The following is a 23,875-nucleotide window of genomic DNA, read 5'->3' as shown; positions in this document are numbered from 1 at the left end:
ATGGCACGCATACGCACCGTCAAGCCGGAGGCCTTCTTTTCCGAGTCGCTCGCCGAGGTGACCGTCGAAGCGGAGCGGACCTTCTTCGGCCTGCTGACCCAGGCCGACGACCACGGGCGCCACCGCGACAACGCCGCCATCATCGCGGGGCTTCTCTGGCCCCTGCGAGCCGAGCACAACTCGGTGAAAGTCGAGGACGACCTTCAGCAACTCGCGAACGCCGACTTGGTTTGCCGGTACACCGGCTGCGACGGCCGCCGCTACCTCCACATCGTGACCTGGTTCGAGCACCAGAAGATCGACAAGCCGAGCCAGTCCCGGCTTCCCTCCTGCTCACGGCACCACGGTGCCGACCGGTGTGCCCCCTGTAAGGGCACGTGCACCAAGCGGACCGAGGAGTCGCCCACCCCTACCCGAGGGCTCGCCGAGGATTCGCCGAACGCTCCCCGAGCCCTCGATCTGCCCGCGAAGCCCGCTGTGACGCCTCCCGGCCACGCAGGCCAGGCACTAGCCGCCCAGCAGGACGCCTTCGACGAAATGGCCGGCACCCCTAGCCGCGCAGGAGCGAAAAGCGCAGGTCAGGACGCATTCGCCGAGGGCTCCCCGGACCTTCCCCGAAGCCTCGGAGAGGGCTCGGCTCCTGGATCTAGGATCTTGGATCCTGGATCTTCTTCCCCTACGGGGCGCACGGCGCCCGCAGCCACCGTCTCGGCCAGCCAGCTTGTCGGCGAGTACGTCGCTGCCTGCGACGAGCGCCCGCCCAGCGATGTGATCGGACACCTCGGGCGGATCACCAAGAAGCTCCTGGGCGAGGGCATCACCCCCGAGCACATTCGGGCCGGACTGCAGAACTTCGCAGCCAACCCCAAGCACCCGAGCGTGCTGACCAGCATGGTCAACGAAGCCATGAACACGCGCGCCGGCGGTTTGGCCCGGCCGGGGAACCGGCCTAACGTGCCCGCTCACCAGGCGTGGACCAACCCGGCCAACGCTGCCGCCGCCTACGCCGAGGAGCTGTGATGCGCACCCGTAACCGCGAACCCCGGACCCTCGGCGAGGGCACCTTGGACCGGATGGCCCGGATCCTGGCCGGTCGCAACATCAACCCGGCAGCCGTCGCCGCACTGGCCGATGAGCCCGAGCCCTTCTCCCAGCTGGACGCCCTGTCGGCTGGGATGCCCCCGCGCTACCAGGGTGCGGTCGCCGACCACCCGCAGATCCTGGCCTGGGCCCGGGAGGTCGCCGAGGCGGCTGTCGCCCCCAGCCTGGGAGCCCGGCGTCAGGTCGCCACCGGACCCAGCCTGCTGATGGCGGGCGTCGTCGGCGCAGGCAAGACGCACCAGGCGTACGGCGCGGTCCGGCAGCTCGGGCAGAGCGGGGTCGGCGTGCGCTGGCGTGCGACCACCGCGGCCGACCTGTACGCCGACCTGCGGCCCCGGCCCGGGGTCGACAGCGAGCGGGAGCTGGCGGCCGTCAGCCGCTGCCCACTGCTGATCATCGACGACCTTGGCGCGGCCAAGGCGTCCGAGTGGGTCGAAGAAGTGACGTACCGGCTGATCAACCGCCGGTACAACCACATGCTCCCGACCTTGATCACCACCAACCTCGCGATCAAGGACCTCCGGGCATACCTCGGCGACCGCGTCACCAGCAGGCTCGCGCAGATGACCACCCGCGTCGAGTTCGAGCCGGTCGACCGCAGACGCCACCGCACCGCCGCCTGACCCACCGCAGGCCGCCACGCCGGGCCGCGCCCTCAGCGCGCCGCCCCATGCACCTCCCGACCCAGCGCACCCCTCCGCCGACGCCCCTGCGCGCGGAGAGCGATCGGAGCAACCCGCATGACCCCTACGACGATCACCCCTGCCCGCCACCGGTCGCTGGGCGACCACACCTGGCAGGACCAGGCCGTCTGCCAGAGCACCGAATACAACCCGGTGGACCCCGAGACCTTCTTCCCGGAGCCCGACGAGACCCACAAGATCACCGTCGCGAAGTCGCTGTGCGGACAGTGCCCGGTCCGCCGCGCCTGCCTGGACGCCGCGCTGGAAAGCAACGACACCGACGGAATCCGGGGAGGCCTGACCGAAGAGGAGCGCGGACCGCTGCACGAAAAGCTTGCCCACCGCCTCGACTACAGCCGAGTCAACGCCACCATCGCCGGACGCGACGTCCACCTCACCAAGGCCGAGCGCCGCGCGGTTGTCCACGCCGCCTACCGCCACGGCCTGCCCGAGCAGCGCCTGGCCTGGCTCCTGAAGATCACCGAGGAACACGCCCAGAAGCTGTACCGCGAGACCCGCCGCGCCCAGCGCAACCGAGACCTGAAGCAGACCACGAAGACCGTCCCGCCACCCGAGACCGACGGCGAGCGCCTGGGCCGCGACGACTTCGGGACGGCGGCGTGAGCACTGCGAGCGCACCGAAGGCGGCGCACATCTCCGGCTGGGACCGTGCGGTCGTCATCGCCCTGGGCGGCGCGGGATGCGCCCTGTCGTACGACGCCCTCCAGCAGATGGCCATCGCCATCCACATCCGCGGTTTCCTGACCTACCTCTTCCCGCTGGTGATCGACGGGTTCATCGCCTACGGCATACGGGCGCTCCTGGTCCTCCGCGACGCGCCTCTGCGCGCCCGGCTCTACGTCTGGACGCTCTTCGGCACGGCCACCGCCGCCAGCATCTGGGCCAACGCGCTCCACGCGGTACGGCTCAACGAGGAAGCGTCCTCGGCCACTGGGCTCCGGCTTGGAGACATGGTGGTCGCAGTGCTGTCCACCATCGCCCCGCTCGCGCTGGCCGGAGCAGTTCACCTCTACATCCTCATCGCCCGAGGACCGGTTAAGGGCAGTGACCGCGAGGACCTCGGTCAGGCTGACCGACCTGAGGGCATCGCGGTCACCCGGACTGACCGGGTCGGTCAGCAGCCGCCGCAGGCCGGTCAGGTCAGCGTCGGGCAGCCGGTCACGGCCCTGACCGACCGGCCGCGACTGTCCCTGGACAAGCAGACCTCGACTCCTCGGTCACTGACCGGGGACAGCGTCCCGGCGGACAGCAGCAGCCCGGTCACCGGTGACTGCGGGCGGCCGCACGAGGCCGCTGACCTGCCCGGACAGTCGGACACCGCGCCGCCGGTCACTGACCGACCAGCCGGCACCGAGTCGGTCACCGGCCACCAGGACAACCTCTCGCCTGTCACCCCGCTGCCAGTCACTGGCCGGGACGCCCGGGCAACCGGTGACCGGCGGTCTGACCCAGACACCGAGGAGCTGCTGAAGATCGCCCGGTCAGCGGTCAGGGCCGAGGACAAGCTGACCCGCAAGGTGGTCGCCCAGGCGATCCGAGGTCAGCAGATCCCGCTGTCCAGCGACACGCTGACCGCCCTGATGGCCCAACTCCGCCAGCAGCACGGACAGCCGGTCACCCCCGCCCGGAACTGACCGGACAGCACGAGGCGGGTGACCGAGCCGGACACCCCGGCCGGTCACCCGCTCCCGGACACACGCCCCACGTCCTTCCGAAGCGAAGCGGAGACCACCCCATGCGCACCCACCCGGCCACACCTGCCGAGGTCGATTCCTGGCTGACCGTCCTGCACCAGCGAGGCCACCTGCACCGCGCTCAATCCAGCGCCGACAACACCTGGACCGTGCAACGAACCCGGGACTATCGCTCCTGGACCCTGCACCATCCGGTCCTGGCCATGGACTGGATCGAGGAACTCGTCCGCGAAATCCGGCAGGAGAATCCGGAGGCACGCCGGTGACCGCCAACGATCCGGTGGTCACCATGGCCGGACAGCAGCGTGACCCCACGACGGCTCCTGGCGGAGCAAGTTGTCGCGTACGACGGTCCTACGGCCCGTCGTACGCACTTGCCCCCGCCCAGGAGAGCGGAGGAAGCCCCGCTGGCCCCCGAGCGAGGGCGCACGGGGACCAGCCGGACTCCCGGCACCAGGGGGCGCCGGTCGCAGGGGGAGAAGCAGACCGCCACGACCACCGCGAGCAGCCGAGCCCGAGCACGAACCCTTTTCCCGACCGCAAGCCGCGCCGCCGCAGCCGCAACCCGAGCGAGCGCACCCGCAAGACGACCACGCGTCTCTCCGATACCGAGAAAGCTGAGATCGTCGCCGCCGCCGCGCAGCGCGGCGTCACCGTCGCCCGATTCCTCGCCGCCGCCGGCCTCGCCACCGCCCGCGGTTCCACTGCCCTGCACACCAACGAACAACTCGACACCGCCATCGACGAGCTGGCCGCCCTACGCACCACCCTCTCCCGGATCGGCAACAACATCAATCAGATCGCCTACGTCTACAACGCCGGAGGGCAACCCCGCCCCGGCGAACTCGACCACGCGCTCACGACCCTGACCCGAATCCTGGCCCGCATAGACGACACGGCCGACACCCTGGTGAAAAAGCGACTCTGATGGTCCCCAAGATCCGGCGCGGCTCACGAACCCACGGTCTGCTCGTCTACCTGTACGGCCCCGGCAAACGCGACGAACACATCGACGCACACCTCGTCGGGAGCTGGGACGGCTTTGCCCCCGACCCCAGCCCTGACCCCGACCCCAAGGTCACCCTCGCCCGCCTCACCGCCGCGTTGGACCTGCGCGTCAAGCAGGCCGGCACCACAGCACCGGCCGAACACGTCTGGCACTGCTCGGTCCGCACCGACCCCGGCGACCGGACCCTGACCGATGCCGAGTGGAACACCGTCGCCCGCCGCCTGGTCCACGCCGTCAACCTCGCCCCCGAAGGCGACCCAGACGGATGCCGCTGGGTCGCCGTGCGGCACGCCGGCGACCACATCCACATTTTGGCCACCATGGTCCGGGGCGATCTGCGCCGGCCCCGGATGAACTACGACTTCAGGAAGGCGCAGGCCGAATGCCGGCGCATCGAGGGGGAGATGGGCCTGCGTCGGCTCAAGCCCGGCGACGGAACTGGAGCCAAGACACCCACCAGCGCCGAACGTTTCAAGGCCGAGCGCACCGGCCGACCTGAGGCTCCGCGCGAGACGCTCCGCGAAGCCGTCCGCCAAGCCCTCGCTGGGGCCGCGACCGAAGAGGAGTTCTTCAGCAGGCTGCGAGAGGCGGGCCTGCGCGTGAAGATACGAAACGCTCCGTCCGGCGATGCCATCGGCTACAACGTCGCACTCCCCGGCGACCGCAATCGCGACCACGAGCCCATCTGGTTCGCGGGCTCCACCCTGGCCCCCGACCTCTCACTCCCCAAGATCCGCCTCCGCCTGGCCGACGGCACTGCTGACCAGACACCACCTTCGGCCACCACCAACGGCCGACCGGACTGGTCACCACCCGCCCGCGAACGACGCAGCGCCACCGATATCGCCGAGCAGGCCGCCATCGTGCTCGACAGCAACAACGACGAAGCCGCCACTCAACTCGTGGGGCTCGGAGCGCTCCTGGACTCGGTCGCACAGACTTCCCCGGCCGCCACCCGCGCCGAGCTGGGCGCAGCCGCCCGAGCCTTCGAGCGTGCCACCCGCAGCCACGTTCGAGCGGAACGCGCCGACACCCGGGCGATCCGCTCGGCCGCCCGGGGAATCATCCAGGCCGGCAGCGCTCTCGGCCGTGGCGAGGACGGCGGCACAACCGCCATGCTCGTCTCCACCCTGGTCCTGGTCGCTCTCGCCGCCGCCCGCTGGCACTCCGCGCGTGGCCACGCCCAGCAGGCCCACGCCTCCCGACAGGCCGCCGAGCACCTGCGAGCCGCCTACCGCCAGGCTGCCGCCGCGCCCATGCGGGCATTGCGCGACCAAGGCCGCGCTCTGCCTGAAGCCGAACGCCGAACCCACGAGGCCACCATCCGTGCAGCCCTGCCGGAAGAGGGGCTGCGAGCAGTCAGCTCGTCGACGAAGACCGATGCCCTGGCCGCTACCCTTGCCCAGGCCGAGCAGGCAGGCCACGCCCCCAAAGCCCTTCTGCAGCAAGCCATCGACATGCGCGAACTCGACACCGCCGAGGACGTGAACGACGTCCTGGTATGGCGCCTGCGCCGTCTCGCCCAGCTCCCCGCTCACCCGGGCGAAGCGACCCGCCGCCCGCAGGCCGGCACCAGCCAGCCCAAAACCTCGGCCAACCGCACCAGCACGCGGACGGCACCCACGACCGCACCTCGCCCCGCCGCCTCCGACCCGCGCAACTGCCCACTGCGCCGCTGACCAGAGTCCGGCAGGCCGGTCACCGGCCTGCCGGACTCCGCGAAACCCATGAACAACCGGTTCCACCGGCTGTTACGGATGGAAACAGAAGGCCCTCGACCGGGAGATGACGCTCGTGCTCAGAACCACCGACCGCCCCGCAGAGCCGACACCCGTGCTGCCCGTCCTCCCCGGCGGCACCGATCCCCTGCTGCAGCTCGAGTACGAGACGCAGCCGCCCAGTGGCCCCGGCGCGACGCGCTGCCTCAGCCACCCGCGCGAGCTGGCCCTTCGAGGGATCTCCGTGATGTGCTCGGACTGCCGTGCCCGGCGCGACTGGCTGCTCATCAACCACGGCCGCAACGTCTGGGTCTGCTGCCGCTGCAGCCACCACTTCCGTGTACGTTCCCCGTGTTGCAGCAGGTCGTGTTGCTGATCTGAGGGGTGCGTGTGGCGGGTGAGTGGTCGCTGTTCTGGACCGGGGACGGGGGCGGTTCGGCTTCCAGGGTTCCGGGTTGGGAGGGCCTCGGTGAGCGAGAGCGGGCCTTGGGGTTCCGGGGCCAGCAGCCGATCCTGGTCTCGCCCGAGGGCCGGGTGGATGCCCGGCTGAGCGAGTTCTTCCGCCGGTCGCGGTTCGCTTCCTCGGCGCTGGGGACGCAGGAGTCGTACGTCCTGGACTACCGGCTGTTCTTCACGTTCTTGTGGCAGACGGGGCGGAACTGGGACCGGGCGCGGGCCGAGGATCTGGAGAACTGGGCGGACTGGCGGCTACGCGGGCAGGGCAACGACCGGCTGATCGGTGGAGCGAAGTGGGGGCGGGAGCTGGCCGCGCTCCGGCTGCTCTACGAGTGGGCCGAACTGCGGGGCCATGTCGAGTCGAGTCCGGTACGGATGCGAGCGGTCCGCTCCCGAGCGGGTGAGGATGTGCTGGTCGCTGAGTTGGCGCCACGTGATGTGCGGTCCTCGGACGTGAAGTGGCTTACTCCGCGGGCGTATCGGTTGTGGCGTGACGTTGGGCTCGGCGGGCGCGCGCTTGATGGGCTGGAGCGCGAGGGCTTCCGGGGCCGCAACGACGGCCGGGACATGGCGTTCGCAGACGTGCTGTTCTCCACGGGAGTTCGGCGCCGCGAGGGCGGGACGCTGCTGACCGCTGAACTGCCGCAGGTGGAGGGGCAGCGCTACTACGCGATGCGGATCGGCCGGGCGGTGGCCAAGCGGGCGGAACGCTATTGCTACATCGGCCAGGCAGCGCTGCGGGCGGCGCATGGCTACCGGCTGTCGACCCGAGCCCAGGCTGTCGCGGTAGCTCAGAGCCGCGGAACGTACGAGCGCCTTGCGGGTCTGCGGATCGTGGAGGAGATCGGGCAGCGCGGCGAGGTGCATTGGAGCGGGGCGGACGGCCGGATGGGCCGTGCTTCGCTGAACGAGCTGGACGACCGGCAGCGGATGCTGTTGTTCTCCCGGACCCCGCAGGGGCTGGAGCCGTTGATGCTGTGGCTGACAGAGAGCGGTATGCCGATGGGCTACCGCAGTTGGAACCGGGTGTTCGCCCGCGCCAGCGAGCGGTGCCAGCGGCTGGGTCTGGGGGTGTATGCCACGCCGCACATGCTGCGGCACAGCGCGGCTCTGCGCATGCTGGTCGCTCTGCACCATGCTCTGGACCGGCGGCTGGGGCTGAGCCCGGCGGAGCGGGCACGCTACGAGAACGTCTACGGCAGTGTCTGGTCGATGGTCCGTGACCTGCTCGGTCACCGTTCCGAGGATACGACCCGCGAAATCTATCTGGAGCCTTTGCGGGGGCTGCAGTTGGAGAACCTGCTCAACGACGAGGAGCATCCCGACAATACCGAACTGCTGGCCAGGCTGGCCCGCAGCACCGGCCTGGTGCTGGACGTGGCAGAGCCGGTGTCGGCGTGAGCGGGCGGGCGGCGAGCCTGCCGTCGGCGGGCTACCGGCGGCCGGAGCGTGTCAGCGCGGACGGCCTGGTGGTCCACGTGGTCGGGCAGGGCGGGCAGGACCTGGGCAGCTACGACTTCCGGGCCTGCCCGGGGCCGGAGGGCTTCCGGCGCGAGCTGGCGGCGGGTTTCGCACGGGCATCGGTGTTCTGGAACAGCGCGCGAACGTGCGGCACCGAGGCGCGGACGCTGCGTCAGTTCCTCCGCTTCGCTGCGGAAATTGACTCGCCAGTGGCGCGGGTCTCGCAGCTGAGTGCGGGAGTGTGGTGGCAGTGGCTGCTGCCCTGCCGACGGCGGCTGCGACTGCGGTCCGTGCTCCGGCATGTCGACGGCCTGCCGGCGGAGACCCGGTCGGCCATCGACCGGCCCATTGCCCGTCCTGCCTCCCGACCGCAGCAGTCGTACTCGCGGGCGGAGTTCATGATGATCCGCGCCGCCGCGACGCGGGCGGTCAGGGCCGCTGAGATCCGCATCGCCGAGGGTGTGGACCTGCTCCAGCGATGGCGGGCCGGCGAGCTCGACGAGGGCAGCACGGAGTGGCAGTGGGGCCGACTGCTCGACCACGTGAGCCGGACCGGGGACGTGGCTCGGTACACGGTGGTGGGCACGAGCGGAGCTCGCAGACTCTCGCGCCCGGTGCGGGGTCTGCTGGGGGAGGCCGGCACGATGGGTTGCTTTGCACTGTTGTATCCGACGTATCTGGAGATGGCGGCGGCAGCCGTTCTGCTGATCTGCCATGAGGGCTGGAACCTGTCCGTGCTGGCCACGATGCATGTCCCCGAGCAGTGGCCCAACGCCGACGGCGACAGTGCCGCTCCCGTGGTGCACCGGGTGGAGACGGACAAGGCCCGTCGCGGGCCCCGTCTACGGCACGGCAGCAACAACCTTGTGGACCTGGGCGAGGGAACGGCGGGGCGGGCGATGCGGCAGGTCCTGCAGATTACTGCCGAGGCCAGGGCCACCTTGAGCAACGACGGCCCGCCGGAGCGAAGGCTCCTGTTCGCCCGCCGAACCAAGGCGACGCCGGGCGGTGACCGGTTCGCCGACGGCGCGTCGCTGGAGCACGCGGTGAACCACTGGTCCCGCACCGTCGGCCTGGTCAGCCAGGGACAGCCTCTGCACGTCAGCGCGAAGCGGTTGCGGCGGACAGTGCAGGTGCTGTCCGGCGGCCCGCGTCACAACACCGTGCGGACGCACGAGGACGTCTACCTTCTGCGCGACGCCCAGGTCCGTGAGGAGTCCGGCGCCGTGGTGGCCGACGCCCAGCTTGAGGCGGTCGAATACGCGCGGGCCCGGCTGCGGATGCGCGTGGTCGCCGCTGAGGCGGGGGCGGACGCGGTCGATGCCGGCCGGGTGGCCCGGGACGCGGGTATCAGCCCCGAAACTGCCGGGCAGGTGGCCGCGGGCACACTGGACACCGCAGTGGCCGCCTGCCTGGACTTCGAGCACAGCCCGTTCACCGCCATAGGACCCTGCGCGGTCTCCTTCCTGCTGTGCTTCGCCTGCCCGAACGCCCTGGCCACCGGGCATCACCTTCCCCGGATCGCCTACCTCCACCAGGCTCTTGGCGCAGTGCGCTCGGCGGTGGACGCGGCAACCTGGCGAGCGGACTGGGCCGACCACCACACCCGCGTGGGTGACCTGCTGCGCGAGCACACCAGCGAACATGCCCTCCCCGTTTTGCTGGGCCGTCTGACCGACCGCGACCGGGAACTGATCGACCACATGCTCGAACGGAGACTCGACCCGTGACACCGAACGCCGCCCACGCCGGCGGGCCGGTCAGCCCGGCGCTGGTGATTCCCGGTCCTGGCACCGTGTTGTTCCCGCCGGAGCGGATGCGTCCCGGCATTCCGCCGCAGGATCGGCCCCGCTTCGCGGCGATGCGCTGGCCGTTGGGGATGCTGGACCACAGCGAGAGCGGGGAGGCGCTCAGCTTCGGCTGGGACGCGGTCCCGTCGGCTCTTCGGCCCGGACTCATGCGGGCCGGGTGGGCACTGTTGAACCTTCCCACGCCGGAGGTGCTGCTGCATCGTTCGGGCAGCACCTCCCGGCCGAGGCTGTCGCCGTCCAGCAGCTTCCACACGCTGCAGGCGTGGAAGCGCTTCGCTCAGTGGCTGGAGCCGCACTGCGCCAGCCTGGACCAGGTGACAGGTCCCGCGCTGGAGGAGTACGCCCAGGTCCTGCGACTGCGGTATACCGGACGCACCAGCGCGGAGCGCGACCTGTTCGCGCTGTTGCGGCTGTGGGCATACGCCCCGTTCCTGCCGCCGGGCGACCGCATCCCGCAGCCGCCCTGGTTGGCGGTGGGGATCCGCGACTTCTATGGTCCGGGCGGAGACAGCGCCGGGGAGAACACCACGCTCCCCGTCCACCCGGCCGTCATGTCACCGCTCCTGGTCTGGGCGATTCGCACGGTCACCGACCTGGCCCCGGACATTCTGGCCGCCCACCACGAGATGCGACGATTGCTCGCAAACCGGGCCGAGGGCTCGGTGAAAGGCGGACGCGCCCGGATCCGTGAATACCTGCGGCAGTTGCGCGACAGCGGAGAGCCGCTGCCGACCTACACCGTCTCGTCGCGGATGACGGCCGTCGCGGCGGCGATCCGCAAGCCCGGCCGGTGGCCAGTCCAGTACGGCCAACCGCCGCTTCTGCACACCGGGTTCGTCGCCGGGGCGCTCGGCGTGTCCCCGGGACAGGTCCACGGAGTGGCGAAGCACTGCCCCCAAGAATTCCAAGGCGTGGTGGTCGGGAACGGTGCCCCGCTGCAGGTGTCGATCACCGCCCAGCTGGATGGCCGTCCCTGGCGGGGGCCGGTGGACTTCGAGGAGGCGATGGAACTGGCCGGCCACCTTCGCACCGCCGCTCTGATCACGGTCGCCTACCTGACCGGCATGCGCCCCAAGGAGGTCCTACACCTGGAACGAGGCTGCGGCACCGCCGAGCCGCAGCCCGAGGGCACCATCCGCTACCGGATCACCGGACGCCACTTCAAGGGCGTCAAGGACAGTGACGGCAACACCATCCCCGAAGGGGAGATTCGCCCACATCCGTGGACCGCGATCGAGCCCGTCCACCAAGCTGTCCAGGTCCTCGAAGCCCTCCAGGGCGGACAATTGCTGTTCCCGCGGCAGCTGTCGAGGCCCCTGACCGCCCGAACGCACGGCGGCGGCGCGATGACGCCCTCGATGGCCAGCGAGCACATCCAGCGCTTCACCGCCTGGGCGAACAACCTGGCCCAGGACCACGGCCGGCCCCACGAGACGATCCCCGGGGATCCGGACGGCGCGGTCACCCTGACCCGCTTCCGGCGCACCCTCGCCTGGTTCGTCCACCGCCGCCCCGGCGGACGAGTCGCTCTCGGGATTCAGTACGGACACCTCACCGCGGCCCTGGCCGAGTCCTACGGAGGACGTTCCCGCGTCGACATGCTTCAGATCCTCGACCTGGAACGGGCCCTCGCCACCGCCGACGCCCTCGCCCAGGCCGCGGACCGGCTACGGGCCGGGGAAGGCGTCAGCGGACCCGCGGCCGGACGCTACATCGCAGCCGCTACCGAGTTCCAGGCCACCTATGCGGGCGGATTCCTCACCGCACGTCAGCACAAGGCCCTGCTGGCCAACTACCGCCTGCAGGTCTTCGACCACGACCAAGCCCTTCTGGCCTGCAACTACGATCCAGCGAAAGCACTTTGCGCGATCGACAGGAACGGCACCGGCAAGCAGGCCCAGACCACGCCGAGCCACAACCGCTGCCAGAAAGGATGCGCGAACATCTCCCGCACCGACAGCCACATCCACCGGATCCGCGAGGAGATCACCCACATCGACGAAGAACTCGCCGCTGACCTGACGCCCCTGCCCATCCGCCAAAGACTCCAGCAGCGACGAGCCGAACTCGAACAGATCGCCGCCGATCACCATGCCACCGCCGCCCGCCCGCTCCCGGCACCGGAGAGCCTGTCGTGACCGAGACCCAGGCACCAACCCAGACCGCCGCCTTCAACAAAGCGGATCTTGCCGCCGTCGTCTATGCAGTAGCCACCCATGCCGGACCACTCAAGCCCGAGGACGCGCTTGAAGTCCAGCAGATCGCCCAGGCGATGATCCGCCTCCTGATCGGCCTGCCGCTGCACTCCGACGGCCAGTTGACGGTCAAAACCCTGGCCGTCGAGGCAGGACTGAGACGCAACAAGCTCACCCATAAGCACACCGGGCTGAAAGACCTGTTCTATGCCCTGGTCAAGGCCCAGGACCGCCGCCCGAAGATCGCGGACCGACTGCAGCAGGAGAACACCGCCCTCACGGAGAAGCTGAAGAAGGCCCAGGCCGACCGGAGCGAGCTCGCCAATCGCGTCGACCAGTACGCCAGGATCATCCACGTCCTGGAAGTGGAGAACCACCAGCTGCGCGAACAGTGCCAACCCGGGGGCGTCGTGCTGCCGCTCCACAACCGGGAGTGAGCCGCCGGCAGTTCCTCTTAGGTGCTGCCATGGTCGCCGTGATTCCCCGCGACAGCCCGAGCGACGGCAGAATCACCCCATGAAGATCCTCAACATCAACGCGATCGCTGGCACGGAGACGAGCGCCTACGGCAGCAGCGGTGTCCGACGCGTCCGTGTCCACGGCGGAGGCGGCCCTGCCTCCGTGAACATCATGGACATCGCCCCAGGGGGACGCCTTGGCCGGCATGTCGCGCCAGTTCCCCAGGTCCTCATCGTCACGGACGGCCAGGGCTGGGCAAGCGGCACGGACGGCGAACCCAAGGCTCTGGCTCAGGGCCAGGCCGCCTGCTGGGCTGCCGGCGAGGAACACGAGACCTGGACCGACACGGGCATGACCGTGCTCATCATCGAAGCCCAGCTTCCGCCGCAGGACAGCCTGCTCGGCGAAGCCGCCCGGCATCAGTAGGAAATCGCTTCCTTCGATGATCAGCCGCAGGCATCATGCTTGCTGATGCACAGCCGGGCGAGAGGACGAGTGCCGCAGGTGTCTGGGAACGAACAGATGGCGTTGACAGAAATGTGGCAGCAGCGCTGGCCCGCGTGTCCTCCCATCGGCTACATGCTCCGCGACTGGTATCGCGATGTGTGGGTGCGTTTCCACAGCCTGCCAGGCTCGAAGCGGTACGCCGATGACGAGAACGAGTACGCCGTCATCCTGGAACGCTACAACACTGTCCTGGACGAGCTGTTCGCCAGCAAAGACGTCTATGTGATCACGTCCGCTTGGACAGCGGAGCCCGACGTTCCTGAGCACCAGCCGGACGCGGACTACTGGCAGACCTTGCTGACGCAGGACGATCCAGACCCGGAGTTCCGTACCTACTCTCACCTCTTCGCCGCCCGCCGGCCCTGGCAGCACGGATGCGTCGACGCCCTGCTACGTGAGGTTGCGGACTACAAGACGGCTGGTGTCCTCATCGCCGACGCCCGAATGGAGCGCATCTACCATCCCTATGACGGCGGTGCAGACGTTCTCCTCCCCACGGCCGAAGAGCGGGACCGGCTTCGCGACCGGCACTCCTCCTGGCTCTCCAGCCACCCGGCCGGGCTCTGAGGGGCTACCAGCACAACACGCTCGGACTTGACACAGAAAACCAGTGGCTCGAACCCGAGATTAGCCGCGCCGACTTCGACGCCCTGATCGCCATCCCGGACGGGACGACCTACCCCAGCGTCGAGCAGGGCCTCGCCGCGCTCGGCTTCGATGGGGCCTTCGCCGGCACCTACCTGGACTAGTCACTACTGCTCCGTGCTCAGAGCCTCCCTCGCCACCCCCTGGAATCCCCGGTCCAGCCTCTGTTTCGCCGCCGTCTCCCGTTCGAACCACTCGTCACATGACTTTGAGACGGCCGCGTCCCTCGAGACACACTGCGAGGCCTGGAGACCGTGAGGGCAGCGACGTCCGAGCCGAACTGGACTCAGTCGTCGTCTGGGTTGACGAGGCCCCTACCCATTCCCCTTGTGTACGCGCTTTGCTCGAACAGTACGAGTTTGCCGACCAGGGCTTACTCCGACTCCGGCCGCGCCCCAAACCGGTCCTGTGAGGCCAGGGCATCCTTCGTCAGAGATGTGACAGGCCCGGCTCTGGCCACGTCCACGGCTCGGCGGGCGATCCGTCCGCATTCAGGCCGTACGAGGTCGGAGGAAGGGGTACGACGAAGAGGTAGTGCCCCGCGTCGGCGGAAGCCCGTCTCAGACGCTCGGCTTCCTGCCGGTCGCCGGCGTCCTCCCCCAGCCTTGCCAGATCGTCCAAGGAATCCGTCCAGCCACGGTCGACGGCTTCCTGGTGCAGCCGCGCGGCGCGCTCTCGGTCGCCGACCTTTTCAAAGAACTGCGCCAGATCGGCCAGAACGTACATCTCGGTGCCGACGGCGGTTTGAAGCGCGAGCCTCTCCGCTACCTCGTGGCTGCCGGCCTCCGCGTGCAGTTTCACCAGAGCCCTCACGGCCACGTTGCTCCCCGCGTCGGCAGCGGCCCTGTACAGGCGCTCAGCCCCGGTCGATTTCAGCGCGAGACGCCGGGACGCCATCTCCTCCAGTGCGTTGGGGTTGTCGTCGTTGGCGAGCTGGCGGGCGAGCTCCTCGGCTCCCTCCGCGTCCCCGTCCATGTCGCGCAGGAAGACTAAGGACTCGAGGAGGCGAGGGTCGTGGGTGGCGACCCGGTGCAGGCGTTCCGTCTCTGTCCGGTCGCCCACCTTCTCGCGCAGCCGGGCCAGACTCACCAGGGCGTCAGTCCGGCCCGCTGCGATGGCGGCGCGGTAGAGCCGTTCGGCCTCGTCCCGGTCACCGGCGTTCTCCCGCAGTCCCGCCAGGTCCACCAGGGCGTCGGTCCGGCCGGCGGTGATGGCGGCGCGGTAGAGTCGTTCGGCCTCGTACCAGCTGGCGGACGGTGGCCCATGTCGTTCCAACTGCCGGGCCAGCAGTACGAGGGCTTCTGTGCTCCCCGCATCGGCCGCGGCCCGGTACAACCGTTCGGCCTCCCGCACGTCTCCGGCGCGCACGCGCCGGCAGGCCAGGTTGATGAAGACGTCGGTGCCGCCCGCAGTGACGGCCGCGCCGTACAGCCGGTCGGCCGACGCACGGTCCCCGGTCTTGTCGCGCATCCAGGCCAGTTCAGCGAGGGCGTGCGCGTTTCCGGCCTTGGCCACCTGGCCTGCGAGGAGTTCGGCCTCCTCTCTGTCGCCGGCGTGCTCCCGCAGCCGTACCAGCACCATCAGGGCTTCCGCGCTCCCCGCGTGGGCGGCGGCACGGTACAGCCGCTCGGCCTCCGCGCGGTCCCCGTAGGCCCCGCGCCACTGGGCCAGTTTCATCAGGGCATTGGTGCTCCCGGCGTCGGCCGCCTCGCGGGCGGTACGCTCCGCCCCCTCCCGGTCTCCAGCATGCTCCCGCAACTCCGCCAGCGCCGTCAGGGCTTCCGTGATGTGGGAGTCGGCGGCGGCACGGTACAGCTCCGCGGCGTGCCGGTACCGCGCCCGGAATCGGCACTCGAGCGCGAGGTGGAGAAGATCGGACGGCTCGGGGAGGTGACGGGCGGCGGCGTGGAAGAAGGAGGCAGGTGGACACAGTAGCTTCCGGGTGCGGCGGCCGTGCTCCTGAAGGTAGTCGGCGAGGCGTACGACGCCGGGCTGCGCGCCCATGCCGGAGCGGCGGGGGACCGGCTGCAGCGGGCTGGAGGTCTGCTTGATGAGGGTGCGGGCGTGCGTGAGGGCGCCGTCGAACCAGTCGGGCCCGGCGGCGGCGCGTTCGACGTCGCTGAGGTAGTCGGGGGCGGCGGTTTCGAGGAACTCAAGCGGCAGCGGCCCGTCGACGCGTAACCGGTACGCGTCCATGGCCACGCTAATCAGGGCCTTGCCGTAGGCGCCGTGGACACCGACCGGATGTTCGTAGTGGCTGACCAGGTCCGGCCCGGCCGCCAGCACCTGAGCGAGGCCGTCGTCGCTCGCCTGGAGGGCAGCGGCCAGCGACCGGTCCTGGCGGGCCGCCTGGCGTACCGCCTCCAATTCGCTCACGAAGGTGGCAGGAACGTGGATGCGGTGGGCCTGGGCGAGCAGTTTCCTGGCAAGCGGGTGCGGGTCGCTCTGGCCCTCCGAGGGCGCGGTGGAGAGACGGCGGTGGTGATCGGGCCACAGCGTGGCGAGCACGACGAGCGGCCCCACCGCGTCGAGCCGCCGCAGCAGCTTGGCGGCCACGGTCTCGCCCGCGGGGCCATCCAGATACTGCTGAGCCTCGTCCAGCCACAGCACGGTACGCGGACCGAGCGCGTCCGCGTCCAGTACCTCCAGCAGGTTGGCCGCGTCCGCCGGAAGGAGAAGTGCGAAGTCGTCCGGCACCACCGCCCGAACAGCCTCGAAGGCGGAACGGGTCTTTCCCACGCACGACCCGCCCTGCACCACGACGAGCACCGGTTCCGCGTCGGCAGCCACCGCACTCCCCAGGCGGGCACGCAACTCAGCGTCGTGCGCCCGGAGAATGAACCACGGCAGAACGAACTCGGCATCCTCGGTCACCTCGACGGACCCTGAAATGGCCGGGTGTACACCGAGCCTGCGTGGACTCCACTCCCACACGGCGCGGCGTGCCCGCGGTAACTCCTCCCTTGCCAACGGCTCCGGGGCCATCGTGTGCGCAGCGTCGTCCTGCGATGTCTCCGCTGGACGCCTGGGTTCAGCGTCCCACTTCCGCCGCCAGCGCGCTGGCTCCAGTAGATCGGCAACGGTCTCATCTGTGCCGGAGTCCACCCGCTGCCGCAACAGCCCCCTGGCCTCGGCTTCAGCACGGATCGCCGCCAGAACGGTCAGCAACGGCCCCGGTTTCTGGGGCAATCGGTCGCCCCGCAGCCATGCCCCGACGGTGTCGCGGGACGCCGGTGCCCCCGGAATCCGGGACAAAGAGTTGTCCGCCGGTTCCCCGTCCATCTTGTCCCGCTTGAGCGCGCCCACACGCCGCAGGTCCTCGTAGATGTCCGGTTCCTTGCCCACCGCGTCCCCCGTGGCCTCTCCGATGTCCTGAACGGACATGACAGGACACTACAAGGCCAGGTCCATGACCAGCAGCTCAACAACACCAGTTCTGTCCAACCCTCTGCAGCGCGTGGCAGGACGGCCCCCAGGACAGGCAGCGTCTTCCGTCATCAGCTCATGCGAAGGGCCCACTCACATGACGGAGAGACCACCATGACGCAGCTGCACGTACTGGCCCTCCTGTTGGCGATGTCCCTCGCCCTGCACATCGGGTGCGCAGCCGCCTTCGCTGCCTGGCGTGGCGGCACGCGCCCAGCCCTCACCCTCCTGATCGGAGGCAGCGCGACCGGCACCGCGTGCGCTCTGTACCTGGCAGCCATCAGCGCCTACCGTTAGAAGACTCATGAAGATCTTGGGTTCTGGCCCTGCCGCGTGAGCGGCAGGGCGCGGGGCGGCCTTCTCTGGTTTCGGTCAGACCCGCGACCGCGAGGGCCGCGCACAGGCCGAGCACCTCGTGGATGGTCGGGCGGACCGGGCGCGGCCAGTCGTCCGGTGCAGCGGGCCAGGAGGCGAGATGCACCTCGGTGGTGGCCAGGCCCAGATGGGCCGTGACGTCCCAGACTGCGAGGGAGGCTGGCTCCCAGTGAAGGCGAATGCGGCCAAGAGGGAGTCTCGGGGTTTCGGCGGCGAGCCAGGTTACGTCGAGCGGTCCGTCGGGCAGGGCGGAGACGCGCTGGACCAGCGCGCCGCGCACGTTGCTCGGCATGGGTCGTACGACGAGGCAGTGCAGCGGAAGGACGTACGAAGGGCGGGATCGCGACGAGATAGGAGCCTCCGGGGTATGTCGGTGGGACGGGTCAGGCCCAGGCGAGGGCGTCGCTGACCGCCGCCGGGAGGTAGTTCTCCTGGCCGTCGTCGGGGATGAACGCCTTGCCGTCCCGGACGACGACCTCCGCCCCCAGGTAGTGGGTGAAGGGGAAGTCAGGGTTGATGGCGAGGCGGATCGGCATGTTGGGGTCAAGGTCCTGGAGCTGGCGGAGCAGGTGGCCGACGGTCAGGTGGTGGGGCATGGGACCTCCGAGAGCGGTACGGGATTGCAAGGTGGGGCTGGTGGTGGGGCGTCAGGAACCGTCGAGGCGAAGCAGGTCACGAAGGACCTTCGGCCCCGGGGTGTGGCTGGCCAGGTGCCGCTTGCGGCTCTCGTTGACGTAGCCCTGGCCGGACTTCTTCATGTGCCAGCCGCCGCGCGAGCAGATGGCCTGCGTGTACGCGCGACCGGGGCAGTCGAGGTGGAGCGGCTTGCTGGAGCTGGTGTGCTTGTGGTCCGCCGGGCAGAGAGTGCCGTCGGCGTGGTGGTTGGTGAGAAGGGCGCGGTATTTGCCATGGGGCCTTCCGAGACAGGGGTCGGGAGCGCGCGGTCAGCGGCTGGGCATGGCGATGAGCGCGGCGGGGAAACCGGCAACGGCCTCGGAGGGGGTGTAGAGGCCGAACTCCTGGGCCCACGGGTCGCCTTCGGTGGGCTGTACCCGGACCTGCCAGACGATGCCGCGCTTCCAGGCGGCGGTGTCCTCGGGGAGCCAGCCGACGTAGACACGGCCGTCCGGGCTCGTCGCGTGGACGTTGGCCTCCGGGGTGTCGACGATTGCCCAGCCGAGGGCGTCGACAAGGTCGAGCACCGGGCCCGCGCAGTGGTCGAAGGAGAGCCAGCAGCGGCCTTCCACGGCGGGGGGCGCACGACGGCGGGCGGGCGGGAGGGTGGCGGCGGCGTTCACGGTTGGACGATCCCTTCGCTGACCTGTGGCTTTTCCCAACATCCGTACGTTGACATGCGGTGTGCCGAAGTACGTAGTCCTTTCCCGGGAAGCGGCGTTTGCCGTGGGCGAACTGGCGGCCGTCAGCAGAGGGCGCGCGGCCCCGGGAATGGATCGGCGGACGCAGTCGTCGTAACTGGGTTGCGGCAAGGGGCCGCACGGGACCGAAGGGGGCGCAGGGATGGCGGAGCCGAGTAAACACTGGGACGGGGCCGGGCTGGAGGGCAAGATCCGCGCTGCCGGGCGGCCGTGGACGGTGGGTGACATCGCGATGGTCGCTGACGGCCAGTGGGCTGTCGGTGCGCAGCCCGACGGATGGCGGGACGAGGACGCGGTGGCGGAGCACCGGGTCGCGGAGGGGCGTCGGGTCGAGTTGACGTTGGAGGAGCTGGCCCGCGCGGTGGGCTCCCGCTTCGGAGACGCTCACCGCTACGAGGACCTTGCCTGACTGATCAGCGGCGCGGCCCGAGGGTGGCCACCGACGGGCCGACAGCGGCCGAAGAAGCGGGTTGGTCGGGTACCTGGCCCAGGGCGCGTGGCGCGTTCCCGGAGGGGCGACAGCGGCTTGGGCCAGCCGGACTGCTGGGGCCCGGTCCGCGCTCGCGGCGGTTGCACGTGCCTCGATCACGTGGCTGATCGCCTGTAGGTACGTACGGCTCACCGCTTGGGCGACGCGAAGGTCCGCCGCTGAGCTGGTGATCCGTCCCAGGTCGTAGGAGGCCGGCACGGGGCCGGGCCGGGTAAGGGTGTGCAGACGTTCCTGGTGCACGTCCACCGCATTGTTGGTGATGACCAGGGCCGAGCGGATGCGCATGGCCGAGCGCAGGAGCGGGTCATCGCTGGGGCGACGGACCGCGAGGGATTCCAGATCTCGATAGGATGACCCCAGGCTTTCTCGATCATGGTTGTGGCCTGGTGGAGTGCGGTGACGTCGGGCATTGCCGGAGCTCCCGGCCTTCGGAGGTGCTGGCTTTGGTCCAGGTGATGTCCCGGCAGGTCCGGGGCCGTGGTCAGCGGTTGTGGCGCGGAACCGCTGTGCTCCCCAGCGGCCTGGCCCCGAGAGCCGGCGCGGGGCTGCTCGACCGCATCTGTGTCGAAGTCGCGGTGCGACTGCGGGCGGCCATGGCGCGGAGGTCGGCGGCAGTCTGCGGGGCGCGTGCGGCGCGTGCGGCGCGATCGGCGGCCTGGGCGACAGCAGTGCGGTGCACGTCGAGCGGCGTCGGAGCCCTTGGGGTCTGAGGGGCGGCTGGGCTGACTGGGGTGATCGTGACCAGGTGCTCCACCTTGCGATCGATCTGATGCCGCTCACGGATCACCGGGGCTACATCCGTCATCGCGGCTGCAGTCGCGGCAATGAGGTGGGACGGAGTGCGGGCCGTGAAGGCCGCCTCCGCGCGAGTGCCCCAGCCCGGTGGGCCGGCCCAGAGCGTGATGGTTTCGTCGTCCCAGTCCGAGAGACGGTTGTCGATCAGGACGCCTGCCTGTCCGTCGGGGGCGATGATCTCGACGGTGCCGCGCTCGGCCCCGCCGTCGCGGATCCAACCGGCATCGGTCAGCGGTCGGACGGCGTCGGCCCAGTACAGCGACGGGTTCGTCAGGAAGCGCGCGTTGCTGTCGGTGGCCTCGCTGTAGTCGTGGGCCAGAGTGGTGGTGAGACCGGCGACGATCTCGGCCGGGGTGACATGGTTGAAGGTTGCGGTCCAGCGGGGTGCGGAAACGGGGTCCTCGGCTGCGGTGATCTTCCACAGCTCGAAGTCGTCGCCGAACCAGCCGATCCGAATCCGCTGGTCGGGCGAGGTGACGAGGAGCTGGCAGGGGCCGTCGTCGAGGTTGTGGTGCGGCCAGTGGGCGATGGGGGCGAAGCCAGCGTCACCGGTCCCGTTGGAGCCAGCCAGGTACATGGGGCTGACCCATACGTCTTGGTAGAGGTACGGGTCGTAGGCATTACGGGTGCTCATAGTCACTCCGGGGCGTGGGAGAGGACTGCGGCCGTGTGCGCAGCGGAACGAACAGCTGGACTGCACAGGCGCGCAGGGTCAACGAGGAGACACGCTGGCTCTCTGTGCCACCCGGATCACCGGCCCCGGGACGGGGCCGGCTGGGCGGTCACGGCCGCCGGCACCCGCGGTTGCGGCTGCGGCGCATGGCTGAAGAGGGCACTCGGCGCGGGGCAGCTGCGGTTTGGATGCCGTCCGAACCCAGCGAATCAACGGTGGGGCCGTTTGGGGCCCGCGTCGAAGACCTGGATGATGACGGTGCCACCGAGCGACAGGTGGGCGCGGGACCAGTCCGACAGGACTCGGTGAACCGGAGACAACGATTCGCCAAAAGTGCGACGCCGAGCATCTCGGCAACAGGTGGGCGCCGGGCTGCTTGGTCGCGTCATGGGGTTCATTCGGCGGCCTCCATCCGGGCGAGCAGCGAACGGACGAGGGTGGGCAGGCTGTCGGGGCCGTCGCCGATCCAGCAGTCGTCGGTCGCCTCGCCGAGGACGTACGCGGCGTCTTCGAGGAGGCCGCTGGAGATCTCCATGCAGGCGTCGGTGATCCGGGAGGCTGCGAGCAGCGACTCGGAGAGCACCTCGACGTAGGTGGCAGGCGCGAGACCGGCAGCCTCGGCAGCGGTGCGGATCGTCGCCAACTCCAGCGCGCTGAAGGCGAAATCGAACTCGGTGTCCTGCTCGGCACCGATGGGCGCGGCGATGACCGGGTCCGACGGTTCCGTGGGGATGCCCACGCGCGTGCAGATCTGGTCAACCGAGGTGGTCAGCTCGGCGATGGACTCGGTGAGCCATCCCAGCGCAGAGGCGTAGGAGGCCAGAGCGAAGAGACCCGCCGGTTTGGCTGGGCGCGGCTCGTCGGCCACGAACCCTTCGAACCGATCGTTCAGCTCCCAGACCACCCGGGGCCCGGCGGACAGCGCACCCAGTACGGGGTGCAGGTAGGAGCGGCTGGCGGCCTTCGGGTATTCGGCGGTGAGGATCCCGGAGACGCTCTGCGCGGCATCGGTGAGAAGGTCCGCCAGTTCGGTACGGGCAAGAGGGGAGCGGTCGACGGTCATCGCTGGGGAGCCTTTCGGGAGGCAGCGGCCATGGGCTGGGCTGCCGCTGGAGAAGTCGTCGGGACAGCCGTCAGTTGGTCGACTGCGAGGGGAGAACGAGACCGAGCAGCCTGCACGCGCGCCTCGGTGGCGGAGGCTGCCTCGGTGTCCGGCTGAGGGCCGGTGCGCAGGTGCGCCGAGCGGTAGACCGCGTAGTCCTTCCGACTGCCGGCGGCGACGAGATAGATCTCGCGCTTGTGATTCGAACTGGGCGGGGCCGAGCGGATCTGGATGACCATCCGGTAGGAGACGGGCGGGTCGACGTAGACCTTGTGAAAGCCTGCGAGACGGCCCTTCAAAGGCAAGCAGTCGTCACTTCCGTGGACCAGGTTCTGCAGTTCCAGCAGGGCCAAGTTACGTATGGCATCGGGTAGTTCGCGAAGGTCGGCGATGGCATCGGGATGTGCGGCGAAGGCGAAGCTGGCGCGGCTCATATCGACCTCCGAGGGCTCGGCCGCTGGGCCGTACCTGCTGACGGCGCGCTGTCCGCATCGAGGCCGGCCTTCGGTATCGCGGAGGCGCCGGCCGACCGGGTGAGGGCAGCTCGGGTCCGGAGGGCGGACCCGTCACCGCGGTATTCCGGCGGCTGAGGCAGCGGGCGGCTGCGTTCGTCCAGCCAGTGCCGGGCAGCGCCCTCGTCGGCGAAGGCACCCTCGCGCAGCGTGTATGTGTGGGCGTCGTAGCCCACTTCGAGGAAGGCACGAATCGGTGCCTGATCGGCGTTGGAGTCGCGGGTCAACGTCCACGTCTCACACGGGTCGAAGTCCGATGTCTCGCTGTCGAGGACCTCGTACCGGGCACCCGACTCCTGGATCTGTTGCTCGATCCGGACAGTGAGATCGTCGGCGGGGTCCATGAAGCCCTCGCGGACCTGAGTGATGCGCTCGGGCGGGCAGCCACGTTCGATCAACCAGTTCTGGGCGAAGGGCACGGTGGCGTGATAACTCAACTCGAAGGTGAACGTGTTCAGGCTGAGATCCCGCGCCACCTTGATCGCAGCTACCTGAGGTTCGCCCGGCACACCCCAGGTTGTCGATCCGTCGTGTGTGACGACGTAGCTGCGGGAGCCGTTCGGAGTGGTGTGGTGTTCGGCTAGAACCGTCAGGTCACCGGCCCAGAACTGTTGCTCTGCGTACTCGGAGTCCGCATCGGCAGGCAAGAGGTCGTCGAGGTGGAAGTCGAGTACGTTGCTCATGCCGCCAGCCCCGACTGCTCGGGCGTGGGGGTGGCCAGCACGCGATGGTTGGGCCGGGTCGGGCTGGTCGTGCACGCGGCGAATGGACCGTCGGGAGCACGGAGATGAACCAGCGTCTGGTCCAGGTGGTCGCGGTGCCAGGACGAAGGGCCGGACAGGCCGGCCTCGGCATCAGTGAACTGCTGCCATGCGAGCCAGAGGGCATGGAGCCGGGCGACGGCCTCAGGGTGTTCGTGCCACTGCGCGCACCACGGGCGACTCGTGCTGATCTCTCGGCCGTACACCGGGAGGAAGAGGTAGTTCACCCAGTCGCTGAGTGCGGCGAGTTCGACGGCGTAGGCCTCCCCACCCAGGGCGAGGATGAACACCGAGGTGGGGCCATCTGCCTGCTCGAAGTCGGCCGCCTCTGCTGCCGGGGCCTCGTCAGTGGGCCGGGGCGGAGCGGGCTCGGAGCCCAGGCGGTCGAGGATGACGCCGTGCTGCCTGACCTCGGCCATGGTCTTGGCGAGGGTGCTGGCGAGATCGTCTAGATCCCCGTCGGGGACGCGGAACGGCTCGGGGACGGGGGCGGTCGTGCTGGTGTCGGCCATGGGGACGTGCTCCATCTGTGAGACGGCGGCATGGGGGAGAGGATCCGGAGAAACCGCGACTTGGTCCGGCCGGGAAATCCCGGTAGTGAAGTG

General features: G+C 69.8%; 23 protein-coding genes. 15 read left to right on the top strand and 8 right to left on the bottom strand.

Features of this window, described 5'->3' with window-relative positions; genetic code table 11:
* The 13 genes from ACFWBQ_RS30050 to ACFWBQ_RS29990 all read left to right on the top strand — a co-directional run bounded on the left by ACFWBQ_RS30050 (nt 1) and on the right by ACFWBQ_RS29990 (nt 13,682).
* Nucleotides 1-1,020 (top strand): hypothetical protein, encoded by a 1,020-nt coding sequence (locus tag ACFWBQ_RS30050; RefSeq protein WP_385502622.1) that lies wholly within the window; start codon nt 1-3, stop codon nt 1,018-1,020.
* Complete coding sequence (locus tag ACFWBQ_RS30045; RefSeq protein WP_385502619.1) at nt 1,020-1,724, top strand: ATP-binding protein; 705 nt, start codon at nt 1,020-1,022, stop codon at nt 1,722-1,724. Before ACFWBQ_RS30050 ends, ACFWBQ_RS30045 begins: the two co-directional genes overlap by 1 nt.
* A 117-nt stretch (nt 1,725-1,841) precedes the next feature.
* Nucleotides 1,842-2,408: a WhiB family transcriptional regulator gene (locus ACFWBQ_RS30040; RefSeq protein WP_385502615.1), complete on the top strand. Its 567-nt coding sequence runs from the start codon at nt 1,842-1,844 to the stop codon at nt 2,406-2,408.
* Nucleotides 2,405-3,439: a DUF2637 domain-containing protein gene (locus ACFWBQ_RS30035; RefSeq protein WP_385502612.1), complete on the top strand. Its 1,035-nt coding sequence runs from the start codon at nt 2,405-2,407 to the stop codon at nt 3,437-3,439. The genes ACFWBQ_RS30040 and ACFWBQ_RS30035 overlap by 4 nt, the downstream gene beginning before the upstream one ends.
* A gap of 101 nt (nt 3,440-3,540) precedes the next feature.
* Nucleotides 3,541-3,765 carry a hypothetical protein gene (locus tag ACFWBQ_RS30030; protein WP_385502607.1) on the top strand — a complete coding sequence of 75 codons (225 nt, stop codon included), beginning with the start codon at nt 3,541-3,543 and terminating at the stop codon, nt 3,763-3,765.
* A complete protein-coding gene (locus tag ACFWBQ_RS30025; RefSeq protein WP_385502602.1) occupies nt 3,762-4,427 on the top strand; it encodes a MobC family plasmid mobilization relaxosome protein in 666 nt (221 codons plus the stop codon). The genes ACFWBQ_RS30030 and ACFWBQ_RS30025 overlap by 4 nt, the downstream gene beginning before the upstream one ends.
* Nucleotides 4,427-6,187, top strand: a complete 1,761-nt coding sequence (locus tag ACFWBQ_RS30020) for a relaxase/mobilization nuclease domain-containing protein (RefSeq protein WP_385502596.1) — start codon at nt 4,427-4,429, stop codon at nt 6,185-6,187. The genes ACFWBQ_RS30025 and ACFWBQ_RS30020 overlap by 1 nt, the downstream gene beginning before the upstream one ends.
* A gap of 429 nt (nt 6,188-6,616) precedes the next feature.
* Nucleotides 6,617-8,083 (top strand): site-specific integrase, encoded by a 1,467-nt coding sequence (locus ACFWBQ_RS30015; RefSeq protein WP_385502593.1) that lies wholly within the window; start codon nt 6,617-6,619, stop codon nt 8,081-8,083.
* Nucleotides 8,080-9,873 (top strand): hypothetical protein, encoded by a 1,794-nt coding sequence (locus tag ACFWBQ_RS30010; RefSeq protein WP_385502588.1) that lies wholly within the window; start codon nt 8,080-8,082, stop codon nt 9,871-9,873. The genes ACFWBQ_RS30015 and ACFWBQ_RS30010 overlap by 4 nt, the downstream gene beginning before the upstream one ends.
* Nucleotides 9,870-12,092, top strand: a complete 2,223-nt coding sequence (locus ACFWBQ_RS30005; protein ID WP_385502585.1) for a hypothetical protein — start codon at nt 9,870-9,872, stop codon at nt 12,090-12,092. The genes ACFWBQ_RS30010 and ACFWBQ_RS30005 overlap by 4 nt, the downstream gene beginning before the upstream one ends.
* Nucleotides 12,089-12,586, top strand: coding sequence for a hypothetical protein (locus ACFWBQ_RS30000; protein ID WP_385502582.1), 498 nt, complete (start codon nt 12,089-12,091; stop codon nt 12,584-12,586). Before ACFWBQ_RS30005 ends, ACFWBQ_RS30000 begins: the two co-directional genes overlap by 4 nt.
* A gap of 79 nt (nt 12,587-12,665) precedes the next feature.
* On the top strand, nt 12,666-13,034 hold the full coding sequence (locus tag ACFWBQ_RS29995; RefSeq protein WP_385502580.1) for a cupin domain-containing protein: 369 nt from the start codon (nt 12,666-12,668) through the stop codon (nt 13,032-13,034).
* 96 nt (nt 13,035-13,130) lie between these two features.
* Nucleotides 13,131-13,682 carry a hypothetical protein gene (locus tag ACFWBQ_RS29990; RefSeq protein ID WP_385502577.1) on the top strand — a complete coding sequence of 184 codons (552 nt, stop codon included), beginning with the start codon at nt 13,131-13,133 and terminating at the stop codon, nt 13,680-13,682.
* 507 nt (nt 13,683-14,189) lie between these two features.
* On the opposite strand, the gene ACFWBQ_RS29985 is transcribed toward ACFWBQ_RS29990, so the two are convergent.
* Complete coding sequence (locus ACFWBQ_RS29985) at nt 14,190-17,144, bottom strand: tetratricopeptide repeat protein (RefSeq protein ID WP_385502575.1); 2,955 nt, start codon at nt 17,142-17,144, stop codon at nt 14,190-14,192.
* Between the two features lie 156 nt (nt 17,145-17,300).
* On the opposite strand from ACFWBQ_RS29985, the gene ACFWBQ_RS29980 reads away from it, so the two are divergent.
* The gene (locus ACFWBQ_RS29980; RefSeq protein ID WP_385502571.1) at nt 17,301-17,483 is read left to right on the top strand and encodes a hypothetical protein; all 183 of its coding nucleotides are present in this window, start codon (nt 17,301-17,303) and stop codon (nt 17,481-17,483) included.
* A 461-nt stretch (nt 17,484-17,944) separates the two neighbouring features.
* On the opposite strand, the gene ACFWBQ_RS29975 is transcribed toward ACFWBQ_RS29980, so the two are convergent.
* Nucleotides 17,945-18,157, bottom strand: a complete 213-nt coding sequence (locus tag ACFWBQ_RS29975) for a hypothetical protein (protein ID WP_385502568.1) — start codon at nt 18,155-18,157, stop codon at nt 17,945-17,947.
* A 348-nt stretch (nt 18,158-18,505) separates the two neighbouring features.
* The gene (locus ACFWBQ_RS29970; protein ID WP_385502561.1) at nt 18,506-18,859 is read right to left on the bottom strand and encodes a DUF317 domain-containing protein; all 354 of its coding nucleotides are present in this window, start codon (nt 18,857-18,859) and stop codon (nt 18,506-18,508) included.
* A gap of 220 nt (nt 18,860-19,079) precedes the next feature.
* On the opposite strand from ACFWBQ_RS29970, the gene ACFWBQ_RS29965 reads away from it, so the two are divergent.
* On the top strand, nt 19,080-19,346 hold the full coding sequence (locus ACFWBQ_RS29965) for a hypothetical protein (protein ID WP_385502555.1): 267 nt from the start codon (nt 19,080-19,082) through the stop codon (nt 19,344-19,346).
* A gap of 562 nt (nt 19,347-19,908) precedes the next feature.
* Here ACFWBQ_RS29965 and ACFWBQ_RS29960 read toward each other — a convergent pair.
* The 5 genes from ACFWBQ_RS29960 to ACFWBQ_RS29940 all read right to left on the bottom strand — a co-directional run bounded on the left by ACFWBQ_RS29960 (nt 19,909) and on the right by ACFWBQ_RS29940 (nt 23,782).
* Nucleotides 19,909-20,856 carry a DUF317 domain-containing protein gene (locus ACFWBQ_RS29960; RefSeq protein WP_385502553.1) on the bottom strand — a complete coding sequence of 316 codons (948 nt, stop codon included), beginning with the start codon at nt 20,854-20,856 and terminating at the stop codon, nt 19,909-19,911.
* A 433-nt stretch (nt 20,857-21,289) separates the two neighbouring features.
* Nucleotides 21,290-21,958, bottom strand: coding sequence for a hypothetical protein (locus tag ACFWBQ_RS29955; protein WP_385502551.1), 669 nt, complete (start codon nt 21,956-21,958; stop codon nt 21,290-21,292).
* Complete coding sequence (locus tag ACFWBQ_RS29950) at nt 21,955-22,431, bottom strand: hypothetical protein (RefSeq protein ID WP_385502547.1); 477 nt, start codon at nt 22,429-22,431, stop codon at nt 21,955-21,957. The genes ACFWBQ_RS29955 and ACFWBQ_RS29950 overlap by 4 nt, the downstream gene beginning before the upstream one ends.
* Complete coding sequence (locus ACFWBQ_RS29945) at nt 22,428-23,192, bottom strand: glycosyl hydrolase (RefSeq protein WP_385502544.1); 765 nt, start codon at nt 23,190-23,192, stop codon at nt 22,428-22,430. The genes ACFWBQ_RS29950 and ACFWBQ_RS29945 overlap by 4 nt, the downstream gene beginning before the upstream one ends.
* Nucleotides 23,189-23,782 carry a DUF4913 domain-containing protein gene (locus ACFWBQ_RS29940; protein ID WP_385502541.1) on the bottom strand — a complete coding sequence of 198 codons (594 nt, stop codon included), beginning with the start codon at nt 23,780-23,782 and terminating at the stop codon, nt 23,189-23,191. The genes ACFWBQ_RS29945 and ACFWBQ_RS29940 overlap by 4 nt, the downstream gene beginning before the upstream one ends.
* Nucleotides 23,783-23,875: the final 93 nt, after the last annotated feature.

The organism is Streptomyces sp. NPDC060035, assembly GCF_042736635.1.
Lineage (GTDB): Bacteria > Actinomycetota > Actinomycetes > Streptomycetales > Streptomycetaceae > Streptomyces.
The sequence above is the reverse complement of the archived record's forward strand: the minus strand, read 5'-3'. Positions and strand labels throughout refer to the sequence as shown.